This is a genomic window from Paenibacillus litoralis (assembly GCF_046244365.1).
Lineage (GTDB): Bacteria > Bacillota > Bacilli > Paenibacillales > NBRC-103111 > Paenibacillus_V.
The window spans coordinates 1415198-1435142 of sequence record NZ_CP176395.1; the positions used below are offsets into that span (position 1 = coordinate 1415198).

At 55.5% G+C, this 19945-nt stretch carries 18 protein-coding genes, 2 pseudogenes and 1 riboswitch; of the genes and pseudogenes, 19 read left to right on the plus strand and 1 reads right to left on the minus strand.

Annotated features, from left to right (window positions below; genetic code table 11):
- The first annotated feature begins 196 nt into the window (after positions 1-196).
- From ACKGJP_RS05975 to ACKGJP_RS06050, 16 genes are all read left to right on the plus strand, one after another.
- Entirely contained in the window at positions 197-478 is a 282-nt protein-coding gene (locus tag ACKGJP_RS05975) for an aspartyl-phosphate phosphatase Spo0E family protein (protein WP_409344771.1), read from the plus strand.
- A gap of 253 nt (positions 479-731) precedes the next feature.
- Positions 732-1286: a hypothetical protein gene (locus ACKGJP_RS05980; protein ID WP_409344772.1), complete on the plus strand. Its 555-nt coding sequence runs from the start codon at positions 732-734 to the stop codon at positions 1284-1286.
- Positions 1287-1440: 154 nt separating this feature from the next.
- Positions 1441-1633, plus strand: a riboswitch (cobalamin riboswitch).
- Positions 1634-1846: 213 nt separating this feature from the next.
- The gene (locus ACKGJP_RS05985) at positions 1847-2896 is read left to right on the plus strand and encodes an ABC transporter substrate-binding protein (RefSeq protein WP_409344773.1); all 1050 of its coding nucleotides are present in this window, start codon (positions 1847-1849) and stop codon (positions 2894-2896) included.
- 14 nt (positions 2897-2910) lie between these two features.
- Positions 2911-3945, plus strand: a complete 1035-nt coding sequence (locus tag ACKGJP_RS05990) for a FecCD family ABC transporter permease (RefSeq protein ID WP_409344774.1) — start codon at positions 2911-2913, stop codon at positions 3943-3945.
- 25 nt (positions 3946-3970) lie between these two features.
- Positions 3971-4753: an ABC transporter ATP-binding protein gene (locus tag ACKGJP_RS05995; RefSeq protein WP_409344775.1), complete on the plus strand. Its 783-nt coding sequence runs from the start codon at positions 3971-3973 to the stop codon at positions 4751-4753.
- A 125-nt stretch (positions 4754-4878) separates the two neighbouring features.
- On the plus strand, positions 4879-5925 hold the full coding sequence (cobT, locus tag ACKGJP_RS06000; RefSeq protein WP_409347084.1) for a nicotinate-nucleotide--dimethylbenzimidazole phosphoribosyltransferase: 1047 nt from the start codon (positions 4879-4881) through the stop codon (positions 5923-5925).
- A 41-nt stretch (positions 5926-5966) separates the two neighbouring features.
- Positions 5967-6530 carry a bifunctional adenosylcobinamide kinase/adenosylcobinamide-phosphate guanylyltransferase gene (gene cobU / locus ACKGJP_RS06005; protein ID WP_409344776.1) on the plus strand — a complete coding sequence of 188 codons (564 nt, stop codon included), beginning with the start codon at positions 5967-5969 and terminating at the stop codon, positions 6528-6530.
- A 50-nt stretch (positions 6531-6580) separates the two neighbouring features.
- Positions 6581-7567, plus strand: a complete 987-nt coding sequence (gene cbiB, locus ACKGJP_RS06010) for an adenosylcobinamide-phosphate synthase CbiB (RefSeq protein ID WP_409344777.1) — start codon at positions 6581-6583, stop codon at positions 7565-7567.
- Entirely contained in the window at positions 7546-8397 is an 852-nt protein-coding gene (gene cobS / locus ACKGJP_RS06015) for an adenosylcobinamide-GDP ribazoletransferase (protein ID WP_409344778.1), read from the plus strand. The genes cbiB and cobS overlap by 22 nt, the downstream gene beginning before the upstream one ends.
- Positions 8398-8420: 23 nt before the next feature.
- On the plus strand, positions 8421-9503 hold the full coding sequence (gene cobD, locus ACKGJP_RS06020; protein WP_409344779.1) for a threonine-phosphate decarboxylase CobD: 1083 nt from the start codon (positions 8421-8423) through the stop codon (positions 9501-9503).
- 120 nt (positions 9504-9623) lie between these two features.
- Positions 9624-11252: a cobyric acid synthase gene (locus ACKGJP_RS06025; RefSeq protein ID WP_409344780.1), complete on the plus strand. Its 1629-nt coding sequence runs from the start codon at positions 9624-9626 to the stop codon at positions 11250-11252.
- Between the two features lie 256 nt (positions 11253-11508).
- A complete protein-coding gene (locus ACKGJP_RS06030; RefSeq protein ID WP_409344781.1) occupies positions 11509-12075 on the plus strand; it encodes a cob(I)yrinic acid a,c-diamide adenosyltransferase in 567 nt (188 codons plus the stop codon).
- Positions 12075-13166 (plus strand): RluA family pseudouridine synthase, encoded by a 1092-nt coding sequence (locus ACKGJP_RS06035; protein WP_409344782.1) that lies wholly within the window; start codon positions 12075-12077, stop codon positions 13164-13166. Before ACKGJP_RS06030 ends, ACKGJP_RS06035 begins: the two co-directional genes overlap by 1 nt.
- A gap of 79 nt (positions 13167-13245) precedes the next feature.
- A complete protein-coding gene (locus ACKGJP_RS06040) occupies positions 13246-13608 on the plus strand; it encodes a Spx/MgsR family RNA polymerase-binding regulatory protein (protein ID WP_409347085.1) in 363 nt (120 codons plus the stop codon).
- A 189-nt stretch (positions 13609-13797) separates the two neighbouring features.
- Complete coding sequence (locus ACKGJP_RS06045; protein ID WP_409344783.1) at positions 13798-14808, plus strand: site-2 protease family protein; 1011 nt, start codon at positions 13798-13800, stop codon at positions 14806-14808.
- 80 nt (positions 14809-14888) lie between these two features.
- A complete protein-coding gene (locus ACKGJP_RS06050) occupies positions 14889-16076 on the plus strand; it encodes an aminotransferase class I/II-fold pyridoxal phosphate-dependent enzyme (RefSeq protein WP_409344784.1) in 1188 nt (395 codons plus the stop codon).
- 644 nt (positions 16077-16720) lie between these two features.
- Here ACKGJP_RS06050 and ACKGJP_RS06055 read toward each other — a convergent pair.
- Positions 16721-17635 (minus strand): annotated as a pseudogene (locus ACKGJP_RS06055) (phosphotransferase family protein).
- Between the two features lie 187 nt (positions 17636-17822).
- Here ACKGJP_RS06055 and ACKGJP_RS06060 point away from each other — a divergent pair.
- The 3 genes and pseudogenes from ACKGJP_RS06060 to ACKGJP_RS06070 form a co-directional block, all read left to right on the plus strand.
- Positions 17823-18032, plus strand: a complete 210-nt coding sequence (locus ACKGJP_RS06060; protein WP_409344785.1) for a hypothetical protein — start codon at positions 17823-17825, stop codon at positions 18030-18032.
- 167 nt (positions 18033-18199) lie between these two features.
- Positions 18200-18958 (plus strand): type I methionyl aminopeptidase, encoded by a 759-nt coding sequence (gene map / locus ACKGJP_RS06065; protein WP_409344786.1) that lies wholly within the window; start codon positions 18200-18202, stop codon positions 18956-18958.
- A gap of 142 nt (positions 18959-19100) precedes the next feature.
- Positions 19101-19661 (plus strand): annotated as a pseudogene (locus ACKGJP_RS06070) (5'-3' exonuclease); the annotation flags it as partial.
- Between the last annotated feature and the right edge of the window lie 284 nt (positions 19662-19945).

Sequence of the window (19945 nt, forward strand, 5' to 3'; positions counted from 1 at the left end):
TAAAAAATAACATTTATCAACAAATATCTACTTGAAATTTTTCGTATAATTGGCTTTTTGACTCATATTCTGGCATTAATTCCGGGAAAATGATAGAATAGTCATAGGACAAGCTAAATTCACATCGAACTTTTGATGGAACTGACGGAATTACGGTTTGCTCGCTCTGTACAAAGTGATTAGGGAGGGGATTGCGATGGCTTTGGTCCAGCATTACGTTACAGGTTCCAAGTATGTTCCTCTCATCCGCGAGAATGACCCTCAGCCGCCCAGCTTGTACAGCAATGCCGCCAAACGAACGCATGAAGCGCTCTTGGAAGAGGAGCTCGACTATCTTCGCCGACAGCTCGAGAAGATGATCCGCCAGGAAAACTCGCTTACGTCCGATGCCGTTGTTGAAATGAGCAGAATGCTTGATAGAAAGATCAACGAGTACAACCAATATATAACGAACATGCGCACGAAGAAAGCCGAATAGGCATAACCGAGAGCCCGCCGCGAGGAAGGGCTTTTTTATTTGCGCAGTCTGCAGCGGTCGCGGCGCACAGGCCGGAATCCTTTCCCCGGAACGTTTGCTATTATTATGCCGGATTATGAACCTGCGGCCGTTCCGGTACGTATGAATAGGTGCCGGGAAGCCAATGCGGGAAGGCTTAGATTGATTGGCGGCAGAAAGCGGTTTTATGCTATTCTAGAGGTACGGAAATTGAGGAGAAGGAGAGCTAACAGAGATGAGAAAGAAATGGCTGACGGGGTTTATGCTGCTTGCCGTTTTGGTTGTGGCGCTTGCCGGGTGCGGCGGCCCTAAGGCGGATGTGATCGTTTTCGTGATGACCAACAACGTGCCGATCGACGGAGATAAAATGGCGGAGGATTTGAAGGCGAAGGTAGGCGAAACGCCGACGACCGACGTTCTGACAAGCCCGATGTTCTCGATGGACAAGCTGTTTGTCGAACTGGCTGCCGGAGACAGCGATCTGTTCGTCGTTCCGAAGGAGCAGTATGAAGCCTTTGCGAAGCAAGGCGGACTTGTGATTCTGGACGAGCTGTTCAAGCCGGAGGACTATCCGGGGGGCGTCGTTGAAGCGCCGGTCGATACGGGCAGCAAGGAGAAGAATCAGGAGCCGAAGCTCGAAAAGCATCTGTATGGCATCCCGATGAACGAGACGAAGTGGTTGAAAGACAGCGGTTACCGCGGCAAGGAAGAAATGTATGCGTTCGTCCACCCTCGTTCGAAGCAAGTTGAGGAGACGAAGGATATTTTGAAAAAACTGTCCGAGAAATAAAGGCCGGAACGTACCCGAAATCCTTGCGGCATGCGAGGAAGCTTAGCGTTTGGGCGGCCTATTCATGAAACAAGCTGTGAAAATAATCGTTGTCACCCACCGGGAAGTGTCCTATAATCGGGGATGAAGATTGGACGCTTGAAAAGCAGTTGAATAGCGATTGTCGCCGATAGGTGCGCAGCAGCCGCATGGTTGCCGCGTTAAAAGGGAAGCCGGTGTAAGTCCGGCACGGTCCCGCCACTGTAATACGGGGACGCCTCACGACGCCACTGTTCGTAACGAATGGGAAGGCGAGGCTGTCAGCAAACCCGTAAGTCAGGAGACCTGCCTATTGGAGCTAGCTTGCGAAATCCTTCGAGGAAAAGGATCCGGCTTAACGGAAAGTCGCTCATGGCTTCAGCAATACGCCATGCCAGTAACTTTATCCCTGTTTTGTCGTTCCCTCTGTCCTGCCGGATGGAGGGTTTTTCGTTTATATGCTCATGAACGTTCGCGCGCATTCAAACGCTTGTCAGGCTCCTCTCGCAATCTAGGAAGCAGAGAAGGGGAGAAATGGCGACATGCAAGAGAATACTCGGGTAACTAAGCAGCAAGAAAACCGCAAACAAGAACGCAAGGGTTGGAATTTCGGAAAAGCCGCCATGACCGTTATGCTTTCCGTCGTTTTGGCGCTGAGCCTGTTCGGCTGCGGCAGCAAGGAAGAGGCCAAAGGGCAGGTCAGCTCGCCAGGCAAGTCCGAAGGAACGTCGCAAAGCCCGTCGCCTAGCGCATCCGTGAAGCCGGCTGCCGCTCAAACGAAATATCCGCTAACGATTAAGGATGCCACGGGAACGGAAGTAACGTTCGAGAAGGCGCCCGAGAAAATCGTTTCGCTCGCGCCGAGCGAAACGGAGGTTCTCTTTTCGGTGGGAGCGGGAGATAAGCTGATCGGCGTCGATAAATTCAGCAACTATCCGGAGCAAGCGAAATCGAAGCCGCAGGTCGGCGACACGAACACGAACCTGGAAACGCTGATCGGCATGGCGCCGGACGTCGTATTCGCGAACTCGATCAACAAGAAGGTCGTGGAGAAAATCCGCGAGCTGAAAATTAAAGTGTTCATGGCCGATCCGAAAACGCTCGACCAAACGATCGCACACATCGAAGAAATCGGCACGATTATGAACAAGCAGGATGAAGCGAAGAAAACGGCGGATAAAATGCGCACCGACAAGCAGAAAATCGTCGATGCCGTAAAAAATGCTCCTAAGAAACGGATTTACATGGAATTTAATCCGGGCTGGACGGTCGGCGACGGCGAGTTTATGGATGAGCTCGTGAAGCTGGCGGGCGGCGAGAACGTAGGCGCAGGCAAATCGGGCTGGTACAAAATCGATTCCGAAGCCATCATCAAGAAAAATCCGGAGATTATCGTATATTCGTCCGGCGGCAACGTGAAGGATACGGTGCTGGAAAGCATTAAGAACCGTCCGGGCTGGGATCAGGTCGACGGCGTCAAAAACAAGAAGCTCGTTCCGATCAATGAAGATATCGTTAGCCGCGTTGGCCCTCGTTTGACGGACGCGCTGCTCGAAATTGCTAAAGCCGCACACCCGGATCTGGTGAAATAACGGTTGGTGAAAAGATGAAAAGAAAGCTGTTTATTTACGGAGGAGCCGCTATTGCGCTCCTCTTGTTTTCCATAGTGGTCAGTTTATCGCTTGGTTCCGCCAACTTGCCCGTAGCCGAGGTGTGGCGTATTTTGCTTCATAAAATTCCCGGCCTGAGCGGGCTGGTGACCCCCGACTGGCAAGCGAGCAGCGAAACGATCATCTTGAAGGTCAGACTGCCGCGGTTAGCGCTCGCCTTCGTTGTTGGCGCAGCGTTGGCCGTTGCGGGAGCCGGCTTTCAGGGCGTGCTTCGCAATCCGCTGGCCGATCCGTATACGCTGGGGGTGGCCACAGGCGCTTCAGTCGGCGCTTCGGTCATTATATTGACAGGAATGCAAACCGCCATGGGACAGTGGACGATACCGCTAGTGGCTTTCGTAACCGGTATGCTTACGCTTATTGTCGTGTTCAGGCTTGCCGGTACGCAAGGAGTCATGCGGCTGGAAACGCTTATTTTGTCGGGCGTCGTCGTGCAGGCGTTTCTCGGGGCTTTCGTTTCGTTCATGGTAACGTTATCCAAAAGCGTCGTGAATGAGATCTTATTCTGGCAAATGGGCAGCGTGGCGATGCGAGGCTGGTCGTATTCCGGCATCGTGCTGCCTTACTTGGTCGTGGGTACGGCGATCCTGCTCTATTTCGGACGTTCGCTGAACTTGCTGGCGCTGGGGGAACGGCAGGCGGCGCATCTGGGAGTCAACGTTTCGCGAACCCGGCTGGTCGTGCTGGTCGTTTCTACGCTGATGACGGCGGCAGCCGTTTCCGTTTCGGGCGTCGTCGCTTTCGTCGGCTTGGTGATTCCACATCTCGTCCGGCTGATCGTCGGACCCGATTACCGGCTGATCATTCCGCTTTCCACAATCGTAGGCTCCGTCTATTTAATATGGGCCGATACGCTGGCGCGTCTCGTGCTCAGTCCGAAGGACATTCCGCTCGGGATCGTGACGGCGCTGCTCGGCGCTCCGTTCTTCGCCTACTTGCTCAGCAGGCAGAAAAAACGGTTAAGCGGATAAGCAGGATACGAAAGGAGGGGAACCGATGATTACGTTTCGCGAGGTGTGTAAATCGTTCGGAGGCCGTTTAGTGCTTGCCGGCGTTAGCTTCGAGGCGAAGCAGGGAGAGATGCTCGGCATTATCGGACCGAACGGCGGCGGCAAATCGACGCTTCTTCGTATCATGTCCGGAGTCGATGAAGTGACGGCGGGCGAGGCGGAGCTGGATGGAAAGCCGGTAGGGCGATACAGCCGCAAGGAATTGGCGCGCTGGCTTGCCGTGCTGCAGCAGGACGCGCTACCGCCGGTAGGATTTACCGTTCGCGAGGTGGTGGAGATGGGGCGCTATCCGTTTCAAAACTGGCTGGGCGAGGACGAGCGCGACGCTGCGGAATCGATCGATCAGATCATAGAGCGGCTGGGGTTGTCCGCGCTGGCGGAGAGAACCCTCGAGCATTTGAGCGGCGGGGAGAGACAGCGGGTGGCGCTAGGCAAAGCGATGGCGCAGGAGCCGAAGCTGCTGCTGCTCGACGAGCCGACGACGTATCTCGATATCGGATATCAGGTGCAAATGATGGACTATATCCGCAGCTGGCAAAAGACGACGGGTTTAACCGTAATTGCCGTGCTGCACGACCTGAACGTGGCGGCGCAATATTGCGACCGTCTGCTGGTCTTGCACGAAGGTGCGGTGGCCGCTCTGGGAGCTCCCGCCGAAGTGCTGGACGCTCCGCTCATCGCCCGCGTGTATGGGACGGAGCCGCTGATCGTGCCGCATCCGGTAAGCGGCGTACCGCAAATTTTGCTGCAATCGAAGCTAATGGCTTAAAATAGAAGCGGGACTATGCTAGAATGTCTTGTCTGCCTGATTCAAGTTGATCGGGAACGTCTATTCGCCCCGTTGACGACAGTAACGTAATGGTTCTCGCGGGGAGTAGCTTGGAGGTATCGATGATGAATATAGAAGAAATGATTGCCCGAATCCGCCCGCTAGACGAGCAGGCGATGGCTGAAGCAGCGAAGCATGCGGATCAATTGACGAAGCCTCCGGGAAGCCTCGGGAGGCTGGAGGCGGTAGCCCGTCAGGCTGCAGGCATTACGGGAGAGAAAATTCCCGCGCTCGATCGTAAAGCGGTCATTGTTATGGCGGGGGATCACGGCGTTTGCGAGGAGGGCGTCAGCGCGTTTCCGGCAGAGGTGACGGGGCTGATGATGATGAATTTCCTGAATGGCGGCGCCGCCGTTAACGTGTTTGCGAGACATGCGGGGGCGGATGTGGTGTGCGTCGACGTGGGCGTCAACGCGGACGTGGAGCATCCACAGCTCGTCTCTAAGAAAGTAAGGCGCGGAACGGCCAATATGGCGCAGGGACCGGCCATGTCGCGGGAAGAGGCGCTGCAGGCGATTCAAGCCGGCTGCGATATTGTCGGCGGATTGGCTGACGAAGGCTATCGCCTATTCGCCACGGGCGAAATGGGCATCGGCAACACGACGCCAAGCTCGGCTATTTTGAGCGTGCTTGCGGGCACGGACGTAGCCGTAGCCGTCGGCAGGGGAACCGGAATCGACGACAAGCGCTGGAATCACAAGCAGGATGTAGTACGCCGGGCTATCGCCGTCAATTCGCCGGACGCAAGCGACCCGCTTGACGTTCTGGCCAAAGTCGGCGGCCTCGAAATCGCCGGGCTTGTCGGCGTTATTCTGGGCGCGGCGGCCAGACGCTGTCCGGTCGTCATCGACGGTTTTATTTCTACGGCGGCCGCGCTAGTGGCAACCCGTCTTGCGCCGCAATCGGCGGCGTACATGATTCCTTCGCATTTGTCGAACGAGCAGGGGCATGCGGCTGCTCTTGAAGCCATCGGTCTTGCCCCGATGATCCAGTTGGATATGCGGCTAGGCGAAGGCACGGGTGCGGCCTTATGCTTTCTTTTGGTGGAAGCGGCTTTGAAAATGATGCGCGAAATGGCAACGTTCGAAAGCGCCGGCATTCCGGGGGCATAAGCGTTGCGGCGAAAAGTCGGGAATTGCCGGGAGGTTTACCTATGCTTGTTTTAATAACGGGAGGCGCGCGCAGCGGCAAAAGCTCGTTTGCGGAGCGCTATGCCGCTCATCTGGGCTCCACAGGCACCTACATTGCAACCTGCCAGCTGTATGACGACGAGATGCGGGACAGGGTGAACATGCATAAGCAGGACCGCGAGGCGAGCGGCTTTCCTTGGACGACGCTGGAGGAGCCTTACGAGCTGCCGGCATTGCTTGACGAGCTGAGCGCCGGCGTCTCCGGAGCGTCTCCGATTGTGCTTGTGGATTGCTTGACGCTTTGGTTGTCCAATTGGCTGCTGTCCGAGGAGAACGAATCCAAGGCCGAGACGACTGCCGCGAAAATGAGGGAGCTCGTTGACGCAGCCGGACGTTTTGACGGGATTTTGCTTATGGTAACGAATGAGGTAGGGAGCGGGATCGTGCCCGAGTACAAGCTTGGCCGGGTGTTTCGGGATTTGGCCGGGCAGTTGAACCGCCGGCTCGCCGAGGTAAGCGATCAAGTGTTCTTGGTCACAGCCGGTATTCCTTTGGAAATCAAAAGCCGGGCGTTCACGTTCGGGTGATCGTCAGTTAAGCAAGCGGATTTATCGAACAAAATGGGGAGTGGCGGCGTGTGCTGTTGTTTGGATGGAATGAAATCGTATGGATGACGGCAGCCGCCATCGCGATCGATTGGCTCGTTGGCGATCCTCGCTGGCCGACGCATCCGGTCATTTGGATCGGCAGGCTGATCAAATGGCTGGAGAAGCGGCTGCGGCGAAGCTCTTCGGACGAAGCCGATATGCCCCCATCCGTCCTTCGCCGGAAAGGCGTCGTTCTTACGGCAACAACCGTAATAGGCTCCGGGGCCGCGATGTGGCTGCTCGTTTGGCTGGGCACTTTGCTGCATCCATGGGCCGGTTACGCGATCAATACCTGGTTTATCTCCACGACGATCGCCATTAAGGGACTGAAAGATGCCGCCTATTTGGTCTATCGCCCGCTGAAGGAAAATCGTCTGGAGGAAGCGCGCAAGTACGTCGGCTATATCGTCGGACGGGATACGGAGAAGCTCGACGAACCGGAAATTACGCGCGCCGCCGTCGAGACGGTTGCGGAAAACATCGTCGACGCCGTCGTATCTCCTTTATGCTTCGCCTTGCTGGGCGGGGCACCGCTGGCGATGGCCTACCGGGCGGCGAATACGCTCGATTCGATGGTCGGGTACAAAAACGACAAATACCGCTACTTCGGCTGGTGTTCCGCCAGGCTGGACGACGTTCTCAACTGGCTGCCCGCCCGTCTTACCGGCGTTTTGCTTACGGTAACGGCCTTTTTTGCGCCCAGGTTAAGTTCCGGACGTGCGTGGCGGGCCGTTCGCACGTTTGCGCGCCAGCATCCGAGCCCGAACAGCGGCATCCCGGAATCCGCGGTTGCCGGGGCGTTAGGCATCGAGCTGGGCGGTCTCAATGTTTACGGCGGCGTCGTCAGCGACCGCGCCCGTATGGGCTGGCCGCTCACGCAGCTGAACCGCGGGCATATCGTCATGACGGTACGGCTTCTGTACGGAGTCAGCTTTTTGTTTATGGGGGGATTGTTGTGCGCGCTGCTGCTCGGATAAAACAATGGCTGCACGCAGCGATCGCTGCCTTTCAGCTGCTGACGAGGCTGCCGCTGCCGATCGCGATCGATTATACGGATGCGGTGTTCCGGCGAAGCGTCGTTTTTTATCCGTTTGTCGGGGCGGTACTCGGATTGCTGCTGGCTGCCGCGGGAACGGGACTTCCTTATGCGCTGCCGGCTTTCCCTGCGGCGGTGCTGCTGCTCGGCATGTGGATCTACGCGACGGGAGCGCTTCATCTGGACGGTTTGATGGATACGGCGGACGGCCTATTCAGCAACCGCTCACGCGAGCAGATGCTGGAGATTATGAAAGACAGCCGCGTCGGCGCAATGGGCGTTGTGGCGGGCGTTTTCGTGCTGCTTCTGAAGCTTTCCCTGCTCGCGGCTCTGCTTGACGGAGATTGGAGACAGGCCGCGCCCTATATATGCTGCGTTCCTTTGTGGAGCCGCGCTTTCCTTGTCGTTTCGATACGATGCTGGCCTTACGCTCGCCAAGGATCGGGCATGGGCTCCTATTATCGGGGCGTGGGGACAAGACATACGGTTGCGGCGCTGCTGGTCGCAGCGGTTCTGACATTCGTCTTCTCTATCGCGGCACAGAGCATGGATACAGCGGCATCGACATGGACAGCGGCGGCTGCGGCTGCGGGGCTCGTCACGCTCGGGTTCGCACTGGTCAGCTTTGCATTCGGCACGCTGCTGAACGGAAGGATGTCCGCCAAGCTGGGCGGGCTGACAGGCGATACGTACGGTGCGGTTAACGAGCTGGTGGAAACGGGGCTGCTGCTCGTTTTGGTTGTTTGCCTACGGCAGGGCTTTGGCATTTAGATGGGAGAAGGGGGCGGCGGCTTATGCTGGAACGATACGGCCATGGCGGCGATTTGCTTACGGCAGCCGAAACATTCGGCATGCAGGCAAACGATTTTCTGGACTACAGCTCGAATATGAATCCGTTCGGCCCGCCGGCGGCGGTAAGAACGATATTTCAGGAGCGGTGGACCGATATCGTCAAATATCCCGATCCTGCCGTCAGGGAGCTTCGCCTCAAAATTGCGGAGCGGTACGGCGTGCCGGTGGAAAGCGTGCTGGCCGGGAACGGTGCGGCGGAGCTCATCGACCTTGTCGTCCGTATGCTTCGTCCGGGTGTAACGGCGCTCGCGCGGCCCTCCTTCGTCGAATATGAGGAAGCGGTGCATAAAGCGGGCGGCGGGATTACGGATATTCCTCTATACGAAGAAAACGGATTCGAACTGTCGCAAGAAGCGCTTTCGGAAGCCGCAAGCCGAGCCGATCTCTTGTTTCTCGGCCATCCGAACAACCCGACGGGACGGCTTATTCCGCAGGCTGTGCTGGAAAGCGCCGTCGGTTCGGGCAAGCGCGTCGTGCTGGACGAGGCGTTTATCGATTTTTGCCCGGAAGAAGAGGACAGGAGCTTTATCCGGCAGGCTGCCGTTTCGGAGAGTCTGTTCGTGATCCGGTCGATGACGAAATTTTTCGCGATTCCGGGAATTCGGCTCGGGTTTATCGTTGCCCATCCCGATTGGATCGCGAAGCTGCGGGCGCTTCAGGTGGCCTGGAGCGTGAATACGCTGGCTCAACTGATCGGCGCGGAAGTGCTGGCTGACCGCGAATACGCGCAGAAGACGCTGGACTGGCTGCAGGCGGAGCGTCCATGGCTTGCTTCTAAGCTCGAATCGCTGGGCGTCCGCACGTATCCGAGCGATACGAACTTTATGCTGCTGCGTTTGCCGAACCCGGAGAGGCTCGATGTGAAGCAGCTGCAGCGGACGCTCGGGGAACGCGGCGTGCTGATTCGCGACGCATCGCGGTTTCAAGGACTTACGTCCGCATACTTGCGCATCGCCATAAGACTTCGCGGCGAAAATGAACGACTTGTTTCGGAGCTGGAGAGGGCGTTCAGCGGAATGCGCTAACAGGAGCTGCCGAATATGCTGTAAGAGGATCATTGCCATGTGAGGCTCCCCGCAAAGTACTTGGAATAAGCTGCGAAGGCTCGCTTCACTTTGTGGGGAACTGAGAGGAGGAGGATCGGTATGGAAACGGAACGCGCCAAGCGCCGCGGTCGGACGCTGATGGTTCAAGGGACGGCTTCGGATGTCGGCAAAAGCATCGTCGTCACCGCGCTCTGCCGAATTTTATTGCAGGATGGACGCAGGGTTGCGCCATTCAAATCGCAGAACATGTCGCTCAACTCCTACGTGACGCCTGACGGCAAAGAAATCGGGCGCGCGCAAGGCATGCAGGCGGATGCGTGCCGCATTGCGGCGACAACCGACATGAATCCGATTCTGCTCAAGCCGACGAAGGAAATGGTCTCGCAGGTCGTCGTCCATGGCAAGCCGCTGCGCGATTACGACGCCAGGACATACCGCGAAAAGTATTTGCCGCAAGCGGAGGGCATCGTCAAGGATGCGCTGGAGCGGCTGCGCAGCGAGTATGACGCGATCGTGATCGAAGGGGCGGGTAGTCCGGCCGAAGTGAATTTGAAGGACCGCGACATCGTCAATATGCGGCTGGCGGGCTGGGCGGATGCGCCGGTTGTGCTGGTGGCCGATATCGACCGGGGCGGCGTCTTCGCTGCGATCGTCGGAACGCTAGACATCTTGGAGCCGGAAGAGCGGGACCGCGTCAAGGGCTTCATCATCAATAAGTTCCGCGGGGATGTCAGCTTGCTGCAGCCGGGTCTGGATTGGCTCGAGCAGCGTACGGGCAAGCCTGTTCTGGGTGTCATTCCTTATTTGCGGGATCTGGGACTCGAGGATGAAGATTCCGCTTCGCTGGACGCCAAGCGGCAGCGCGGCTTGAAGGACGGCAACCGGAAAGCGGCGGCGACGGAAGGCGGACCGGATGCGGATTATACGGAGACGGATGCTTCCGCCGAACGCCTGCTGGACATCGCGGTTATCAGACTGCCGCGGATTTCGAATTTTACCGATTTCGATCCGCTTTTTGACGAGACGGATGCCGTAGTCCGTTACGTTTCTGCACCGGGGCAGCTGGGGAACCCGGATGCGATTATTTTACCGGGCAGCAAGAATACGGTGGAGGATTTGCTCTTTTTGCGCGAAAACGGGCTGGAAGCGGCCATTTTGGCTCATGTACGGCGAGGGGGACGGCTTGTCGGGATTTGCGGAGGCTACCAAATGCTCGGCCGGACGCTATACGACCCCCATCGGGTCGAATCGTCGCACGAGTCGGTAACCGGCCTACGCTTGATTCCAGCGGAGACCACGTTCGCTCAAGACAAAAAAACGGAGCGCGTAACCGGCTTTGCCGACGGCTGGCGGCCGACCGACGAATCGCTGCCTATTGAAGGCTACGAAATTCATATGGGCGAAACGCGCTTCACGGAGCCGGTCAACCATCCGTTTCGGGTGGGCCTGGAGCGTGATTCGGACGCCGAACGATCGCTTCATCCGGAAGGCTGCATATCGGAGGACGGCAAGGTATGGGGCACGTATGTCCACGGCATTTTGCATAACGATGCGCTGCGCAGGGATTGGTTGAACCGGCTTCGCGCAGATAGAGGCTGGGAGCCGCTGGTTTGTTCGCTTTTTTACAGGGAGAAGCGCGATATGGCTTTCGACAGGCTGGCGGATCATGTGCGAAGCCATTTGGATATGCCGCGTATTTATGCGATGATGGCAGAAGGAACGCCGTAGACGAAAAGGAAACGCGAGATCCGAAAGAGCAAGAAACCGAAGAGCGAGCGGCGTTTAGGCAAACTCTCTTAAATGAGCACCAGCAAGCTTTCTGAAGGAAAGCTGCATCGGAAGCATGACCATTCGAAGCAAAAAGCAAGATTCGATGTCGAAGTCGCTTCAGGATAAATCTCGCGATCAAAAGTGACTTTTTAAACGGCTTCTATTCAGGAAGCTTCGCTGGAAGCCGATTATTAACCTTGGGAGGGTGTTGGCTTTGAAAATATATACGAGAACCGGCGATGCCGGCAAAACCGGCATTATTGGCGGCCGTGTGGATAAAGACGACGTTCGGGTGGAGGCCTACGGTACCGTTGACGAACTGAACTGCTTCGTCGGTCAAGCCATGAGCTTTTTGAACCCCGATACGAACGCCGACCTGCTGGAGGATTTGCTGCAAATTCAGCATGAGCTGTTCGACTGCGGCCACGATTTGGCAATCGCCAAAACCGGGATACGCGAATATAAAGTGTCGGCCGAGATGACGACGAATCTGGAGACGCTGATCGACAAGTACGACGCGATGACGCCGGACATTACGAAATTTATTTTGCCCGGGGGTACCTCCGCCTCCGCATCGCTGCACGTTTGCCGAACCGTATGCCGCAGAGCGGAACGCTGTGTCGTGACGCTGGCGCGTACGGGCGATATTAATGAAGACGTCCGCCATTATTTGAACCGGCTGTCCGACTTGTTCTTCACGGTAGCGAGAACGGCCAATCATCGCGAAGGTGTCGCTGATGTGAGCTATGCGCGAAGCAGCGACGTGTTTAGGCGGAAATAATGGATTATTACGCTCCCTTATCCTACCTCGTTCCGGCTGAAGATGACGGGGTGCTGCTGCGAACGATTTTGCAAAACCGGCTCCAGGTTTCCCGCAAGCTTCTGTCCCGGCTCAAGCTGACGGAGCGGGGCATTACCGTGAACGGCGAACGGAAATACATTACGGTTCGCGTTCAAGCGGGAGACCTCGTCGAAGTGAGGATGGAAACGGAAACGTCGGAGGACATTTTGCCTCAGGCTATCCCGATCGATATCATCCATGAGGACGAACATGTATTGATCGTCAACAAACCGGCCGGTATGATCGTTCATCCGACGCATGGCCATTACGTCAACACGCTTGCCAACGCGGTCGTGCATCATTGGAGGGAACGCGGCGAGGACGTCCGGTTTCGGCCGGTCCATAGGCTCGATCAGGAAACGTCCGGGGTGCTGGCCATCGCCAAAAACCCGTATGTCCATCAGCAAATATCCGAACAAATGCAAGAGAACAGCGTCACGAAGGAATATTTGGCACTTGTACACGGCCGCTTAGAGCAAGAGGCGGGAACGATCGAGGGTCCGATCGACAGGGATCCGGCCGCTCCTTACTACCGGATTGTGACGCCGGACGGCTATCCGGCTGTAACGCATTATTGGACTATGGAACGGTATGCTGCCGCCTCGCTCGTCAGACTGCGCCTCGAAACCGGCCGCACGCATCAAATTCGCGTCCATATGCAGCATATCGGCCATCCGCTTCTCGGCGATAAAATGTACGGTCCGGGCGCGAGAGAACATGCCATGGAAGCTGCGGCGAACGAAAACGGCGACCCGGCGGCAATGGACAGCCCGGAAGCTTCCCTAACGCAAACGGGCGAGGCAGGAGTACGCTCGGGCGGCAGATTGGAAGAAGCTGGAGGCAAGTCGAAGGCTGTGTGGACGGACCTCGGCTCTGAGCTGGGACTTGATCGTCATGCCCTGCATGCGTCGATGCTGGCGTTCGTGCACCCCGGGACGAAGCAGTCTGTCACGTATATCGCGGCGCTTCCCGCCGATATGCAGGGGGCTGTCGATCAGTTGCAAAACCGTGCGGAAAGCAGGCTGAAATAGTCGGCCGTACACTTGACATTGGATGACGGATAGCACAAAATGGATAGAGTTTGAAGGGAACGTAAAGGAGCAGTCAGTCATCATGAAATTGAAAATGTACGGATATCCCAAATGCGGAACATGCCGCGACGCGCTGAAATGGCTGCAAAATAAAGGTCATGAGGTCGATATGCACGACCTTTTTCAAGAAGCGCCGCCGGTTTCCGTGCTGAGCGATCTGGTCGAGCGCAGCGGACTGGACGTACAGAAGTTTTTCAATACATCCGGCGAAGTATATAAAGAAATGCAGCTGAAGGACAAAGTGAAGCAAATGCCGCTAGACGAAAAATTGGCGTTGCTCGCTTCGAACGGAAGGCTGATTAAGCGTCCGATTATCGATGACGGAAAGACCGTGACGGTCGGCTTCAAAGCGGCCGATTACGAGAACGTCTGGAGCCGGTAATCGGCCGTTTGTCCAAATGTCAGAAAGTGCAGCTCCGCTGATTGTTCCATTTCTCGGCAAACGTCTGGCATCTAAGACGCCGAATGCGTTTATCCTTGGGGACGGAGTGGAAAGGGTCGATTGAGAAAAGAACGCAATGCAAAAAAGAAGAAGCCCTTTTGGGTGCTTGGTGCCGTAGGCGCCTTTTTTTTGACGAAAATTAAAACGCTTATGCCGCTTATGAAACTCGGTACCGTCGGCGGAGCGGTTATCAGCATGCTGGTTTCCGTCGGGGCTTACGCTTTGATCGCGCCATTCCAACTGGCGGTCGGTTTTGTCATTCTGGTATTGATTCACGAGCTCGGACATGTTTTCGCCGCGCGGCAAAAAGGACTGCCGACCTCGGCGCCGGTCTTCATCCCGCTGATCGGCGCCATCGTCAATATGAAGCGGCATCCCCGTGACGCGGAAACCGAGGCTTATATTGCAATGGGCGGCCCCGTTCTCGGCAGCGTCGGCGCGCTCATTGCCCTGTGGATCGGCTGGCAATGGGACATCCCGCTCTTTATAGCGCTGGCGTATATCGGCATTTTGCTCAATTTGCTCAATCTGCTGCCCATTCAGCCGCTTGACGGCGGGAAAATCGCGATTGCGGTAAGCCGATGGCTTTGGCTGTTCGGCCTCGTTGCGGGCATCGTCGTGATCGTGTGGATGAAGCTCTACTTTTTGTTTTTGTTGTGGGCGTGGTTCGCTTGGGACTTGTACCGCAAATACATAGCCAGCCGAGGCGGCAAAAAAGGCCATTCCACTTGGGCCAGCTTCGAGCTGCCTGCCTCCCATATCGAAGAGAACGGCGGCTTCTTGCCGGGAACGGATCATCGGCGGGATCTCGCCTTTACGACATACTCCGAACTGGATGGCAAGCAGAAGGTAGTGCTTTACTGGGAGCAGATCGGCTTTCGCGGACTTGTGCCGCTCCCCGAGCAGGGGCTCATCACGCAGGCGTTCGTGCATCGGGTTGACCGGCGCAAAAAGGACGGCAAGCTAATGCTGGTCATCCGCGTCCAGGTTGATTACGAATCCTATGAGAACGATGCGTACTACGAGGTCCCTGTGGCGTCGCGGTGGAGATTCGGCTGCGCTTATGCGCTGCTTGCAGGTATTTTGCTGGTGCTTATGTACGTGGTGGCCGGGATCGGCATGCCTCTTGTAAGAGGGTAGACAGTGGCGAAGCAATGGCAATGGGTATAGCAATGACTAAGACTAAGGTGCGGAAACAATAAAGAACGGGAGTGTAAACGATGAAGGTTGTCGAATCGAAGCGTCTGCAGCGGCTGGGCTCGGCCATTTTCTCGGAAATGGCGGGATGGAAGGCCGAGGTGCGGCAGAACGGGATCGACATCATCGATCTTGGCATCGGAAGCCCTGACAAGCCGCCGTCGGAAACGATCGTCAGGGCGCTGGAACAAGCGGTGCGAGTAGGCGCTAACTACGGCTATCCGACTTCCGAGGGCAGCCTCCGTTTCCGCGAGACAGTTGCGCGCTGGTATAAGCACCGATTCTCGGTAGAGCTTGATCCGGAGAGAGAAGTACTGGCGCTGATGGGATCCCAAGACGGGCTTTCCCATTTGGCGTTGTCAATTACCGATCCGGGCGACATTGCGCTTGTGCCGGATCCGGGCTATCCGATCTACGCCGCGAGCCTTGTCATTGCGGGAGTTACCCCGTATATGATGCCGCTGCGCGCGGAGAACGGCTTTTTGCCTAAGCTGGAAGACATTCCTGCGGAGGTAGCGCAGCGCGCGAGGTTTATGATGCTGAATTACCCCGGCAATCCGTTGTCGGCTGTTGCGGATCGCGCATTTTTCGAGCGTGCTGTAGCCTTTGCTCGTAAAAACGACATTCTGATCGTACATGATTCGGCTTATTCCGAAATGGCGTTCGACGGCTATGTGCCCGAAAGCATTTTGCAGGTCGATGGGGCGAATGAAGTCGCAGTCGAATTCCATTCGCTTTCGAAGGCGTTCAATATGGCCGGCTGCCGCCTTGCGTTCATGGTGGGCCACCCCGAGGCGGTCGGGGCGCTGCGTACGCTCAAGTCGCAGATTGACTATGGCGTTTTTCTGGCGGTACAGGAAGCTGGCATTGTCGCGTTAGAAGAAGATATGCGTGCACCGGATGTCGAGTCGAAATCGAAAGTGTACGAGCGCCGCCGGGATATCGTGATCGAGGGCTTGCGCGAGTACGGCTGGGACATTCCGAAGCCTAAAGCGACCATGTTCATATGGGCGCCCATTCCCGAAGGATGGACGTCTCGACAAATTTCCCGGGAAATCCTGTATAAAACGGGCGTAGTCGTCATTCCGGGCGACGCGTTCGGCGCCGAAGGTGAAGGGTACGTGCGCATCGCGCTCGTGCAGGATGAAGAGAAGCTCCGCGAGGCGGTGCGGCGGATCGGGACGTTTTTGCAGGGAAGAAGAAGCCGATAGCGAAGTCAGTCGCTACCGGCTTCTTTTTTGTTTTGGACAAACTCGCGCGTGCGACTTTCCGCGTGGGGAGTAGTGGACTTGGGGAGGGCGAGTTCAGGTAAGCCATTCGACGCTCCGAGAGGTAACATTAACTTTAAGCTGATTCGTGAGCCAAAGGGCAGTCCTGAGAGGTACAAGTGGAGCGAGTTTGGTTCATGAGTTGGAAGCTCTGAGAGGTAACAATAATGGAAGTTGATTCGTGAGCCCAGAGGTAATCCTGAGAGGTAACCATAGAACTAAAGAAGCACCTAAACTACAAACTGGCTCTGAGCGGAAATAGTGAATCTACGTTCACTATTAGTGAACCAAAGTTCACTAACTCCCTGTCCCAAGAACAAAAAAGAAGAAGTAGTGAATCTACGTTCACTATTAGTGAACGTGAAGGTCCAAATAGTACCATATGGTTCACTAAAGGTGGAAAAGGCTCACATTTGCACCGGAATAGTGAACTTAAGTTCACTACTAATGAATCTAAGTTCACTAAACTCAAACAGCTGGTTTTGAGAGAGAGAACATGCATCTCGCACATTGTTAGGTAGAGTATACAAGGCAGAGCTCGGAGGAGCGACGTGGGCCGCTTAACCAATTTAATCCTCAAGCCCGCTTTAACGCTTGTACCACACCGGTATGTGGCTTTCGAAGCATCGATGATCGTCAAGCACCGTGCGAATGCGGGCCATCATCGAATAGAGCTGCGCCGGCACCACCTGGAGCGTCCATATAATCGTTCCGAACATGATTAGTGCCGAGTATAGCGCATACAGCTTCCAAAATGTCTCCGGAACATCCCCGCCAAAATATCCGTCGATTTGCCCGATCGAGAACGGAATGCTGATCTCGCGACTGAAATACGCGATTTTCAGAAAATCGTGATAAGGGTCACCCCAGTCGTAGCGGTTGAAGTCGATCGCAGCCGCATAAGCGCCGTCACGAACGAGCAGATTGCCGGGGTGAAAATCATCATGCTGAAACCGGTTCGGGCGTCCTTACATCAGCGGCAAATGCGCCTCGATAAAGGCAAGAATCGCAGCCTCCTCCGGCAGCCTGACCCCGCAGCTTCGATAATCCGCCAATTGGCGGTTGTACTTGGCAATCCTGTGCGTTGACCAAGCCTCCATTTCCGCCGGGGCTTCCACCTCGTGCATCATAAGAAGTTCGCGCCCGGCTTCCACGCCTACGCGGTACTGTTCGTTATCCGTCATAAGCGGCAGTCTTTCGGAAGCATCCTCGCCCTCGACAAAGCGTAAAACCATGTAGCATAAATCAAGCGCCTCGACCGTACCGAAGGCAATCGGCTCCGAGGTGCGGACACCGAGCCCATGAATGCGGCCTACCGCTTCAAATTCCCGGCGTTTGCGTTCGGCCTGTGTGAAAGGCGCAGTGCGAAGCACGTTAACCGGCCTGTCGCCGCCCTCGTAAACGAGATATTTCCCGTCGAAGGAAAACCCTTTTTGAATCTTGGAAATCTCCCGTGCCCCCCGCAAAACAGGAATATGCTTCAGAACATCGGCTAGAAGCATCTTATCGCTCCTCTCAAATCAGTTTTCCTGTTGGACTATATTCTATCACATGGGTTCCGCCAGACAGGAACTATTCGGGAGAGAGTCAACGCGAGCTTCCCGACACCGTTAGTCTACCGTTGTTTCTAGCGGCCACGTACCCTTTTCTATCAACCTTCATAGAACGATAGAGAAAGGGGGGATTCCGATGTCCAATAGAAATGAGTTCTGCAAATGGATCGGCAAGCCGGTAGGCGTTGCATTGGTGAACGGACAAGGCGTTGCGGGCGTATTGTGCGATATCCGGAACGGCGAGATATTTCTGCTTCAGTTTCTGAACGGCACCCAGTTCGCGACTTTCCATTTTCCGCTGAGACGAGTGCGCACGATTACGCGGTTCCCGAGCTGCAACCGTTAACGGAAGGAAGATTCATCATAAGAAGGAGCAGCCCGGCGTTTACAGCCAGCTGCTTTTTTTTTGCCATGGCAGGAGCCTCCGCTCATCATTTTGCCTTTTCGGTATAAGTGTAATAACATGGGACTTAAACACACGTTCCCGTGATTTTATGAAAACGGAGGTTCCCTATGACCATCGACTCCCCTAAAGATATCGAGGGCTTGAAACGGATCGGCTACATTGTGGCTTTGACGATCGAGGAAATGAAAAAGCATGCGAAACCCGGCATGACGACGAAGGAATTGGACGCGATCGGCGACGAGGTGCTGAGCAAGCACGGAGCGACGGCGGCGCCGCGTAAGCTGTATAAGTTTCCGGGAGCTACTTGCATCAGCTTGAACCATGAGGTGGCGCATGGAATCCCGGGCAAACGCAAGCTGAAGGGCGGCGATCTGATCAATATCGACGTTTCGGCCGAGCTGGACGGCTATTATGCGGACAGCGGACACTCCTTTCAAATCCCCCCGTATGTGGACCGGATCGTCAAGCTTTGCGACGACACGCACCGGACGATGATGCAGGTCATTTCCCAGCTGAGAGCAGGCGTCAAACTGAATCAGGTCGGCAGAATCATTCAGGCCGAAGCGCGTAAGGGCGGCTACCGCGTCATTCAAAATCTGTGCAGTCACGGCATCGGCCGAGCTTTGCATGAAGAGCCCGATCAAATTTTGCCCGTATTCGATCCGAATGACCGCAGAGTTTTGAAGGAAGGACAGGTGCTGACGATCGAGCCTTTCCTATCGACAGGCGCTCATTTTGCCGTAGAACAGCCGGATGGCTGGACGCTTTCCGTACCGGACCGCAGTTTTGCCGCGCAGCACGAGCATACGATCATCATCACCAAAAAAGAGCCGATCATCGTCACTACGACGGCGGCCGGGTTTTAATCTTCTAACGAGCGCCTTGCTAGCCCCGGCTGGCAGGGCACTTCTTTTCCCAGTAAGCCGGATGGCCGGATTATGCTATAATAGAGCCAAATTGACTTTTTGGGAGTTGGAAGAATTGCAATCGAGCGCACCGCAAAGCGTCATGCTTGTCGACGGAATGGCTCTGCTGTTCCGGGCTTACTATGCGTCCGCTTATAGCGGCTATATTAAAAAAACGAGTACCGGCGTGCCGACGAATGCCGTTTACGGCTTCGTCAAGTATTTTTGGGACGCCGTCGAGAAATTCCGGCCCAGCCATGTGGTCTGCTGCTGGGATATGGGAAGCAAGACGTTTCGCACCGAAATGTTCGGCGACTACAAAGGAAACCGCGACGAAGCGCCGGAGGATCTCATTCCCCAGTTCAGTCTGGTGAAGGAAGTGACGGAAAGTCTCGGCGTACCGAACGTCGGCCTTGCCGGTTACGAGGCGGACGACTGCATCGGAACGCTTGCCCGTACATACAGCGAGCATTCGCGGGTACTGATTTTGACCGGCGATCACGATATGCTGCAGCTTGTGGACGATAACACGGATGTTATTATTATGAAAAAAGGCCAAGGCAACTACCAGGTGTACACCCCGGAGACGCTTTTGGAGGAAAAAGGGCTGAGCGCGCAGCAAATCGTCGATCTAAAGGGACTGACCGGCGATACGGCGGGGAACAGGAATGAATTGAGAAATTTTAAATATGCATCCTAAGAAGCAAGTAAAATGGCTATAAATAAGGAAAAGTAAGTTCGAAATAATTTCCCAAAAATTAAATTGGGAAAATAATACTTGACGAGGAATTATAACATCTTTATAGTTTGATTCAGATAGTTGGATAGATTATACTATCGAATTCGTGCCATTGAGTGTCATGAATTTCATAATGTTCCCGTCAGGCGATAGGAATTCTGTTTCATAGGTGAAAGCAAAACATTGCTATTATTAATGTTTTGGTTTGA

Coding starts and splice junctions, on each gene's coding strand:
- ACKGJP_RS05975 (WP_409344771.1), top strand. CDS start 197: ATGGCTTTGGTCCAGCATTACGTTACAGGTTCCAAGTATGTTCCTCTC.
- ACKGJP_RS05985 (WP_409344773.1), top strand. CDS start 1,847: ATGCAAGAGAATACTCGGGTAACTAAGCAGCAAGAAAACCGCAAACAA.
- ACKGJP_RS05995 (WP_409344775.1), top strand. CDS start 3,971: ATGATTACGTTTCGCGAGGTGTGTAAATCGTTCGGAGGCCGTTTAGTG.
- ACKGJP_RS05990 (WP_409344774.1), top strand. CDS start 2,911: ATGAAAAGAAAGCTGTTTATTTACGGAGGAGCCGCTATTGCGCTCCTC.
- cobU (WP_409344776.1), top strand. CDS start 5,967: ATGCTTGTTTTAATAACGGGAGGCGCGCGCAGCGGCAAAAGCTCGTTT.
- map (WP_409344786.1), top strand. CDS start 18,200: ATGACCATCGACTCCCCTAAAGATATCGAGGGCTTGAAACGGATCGGC.
- ACKGJP_RS06035 (WP_409344782.1), top strand. CDS start 12,075: ATGGATTATTACGCTCCCTTATCCTACCTCGTTCCGGCTGAAGATGAC.
- ACKGJP_RS06050 (WP_409344784.1), top strand. CDS start 14,889: ATGAAGGTTGTCGAATCGAAGCGTCTGCAGCGGCTGGGCTCGGCCATT.
- ACKGJP_RS05980 (WP_409344772.1), top strand. CDS start 732: ATGAGAAAGAAATGGCTGACGGGGTTTATGCTGCTTGCCGTTTTGGTT.
- cobD (WP_409344779.1), top strand. CDS start 8,421: ATGCTGGAACGATACGGCCATGGCGGCGATTTGCTTACGGCAGCCGAA.
- cobT (WP_409347084.1), top strand. CDS start 4,879: ATGAATATAGAAGAAATGATTGCCCGAATCCGCCCGCTAGACGAGCAG.
- ACKGJP_RS06060 (WP_409344785.1), top strand. CDS start 17,823: ATGTCCAATAGAAATGAGTTCTGCAAATGGATCGGCAAGCCGGTAGGC.
- ACKGJP_RS06025 (WP_409344780.1), top strand. CDS start 9,624: ATGGAAACGGAACGCGCCAAGCGCCGCGGTCGGACGCTGATGGTTCAA.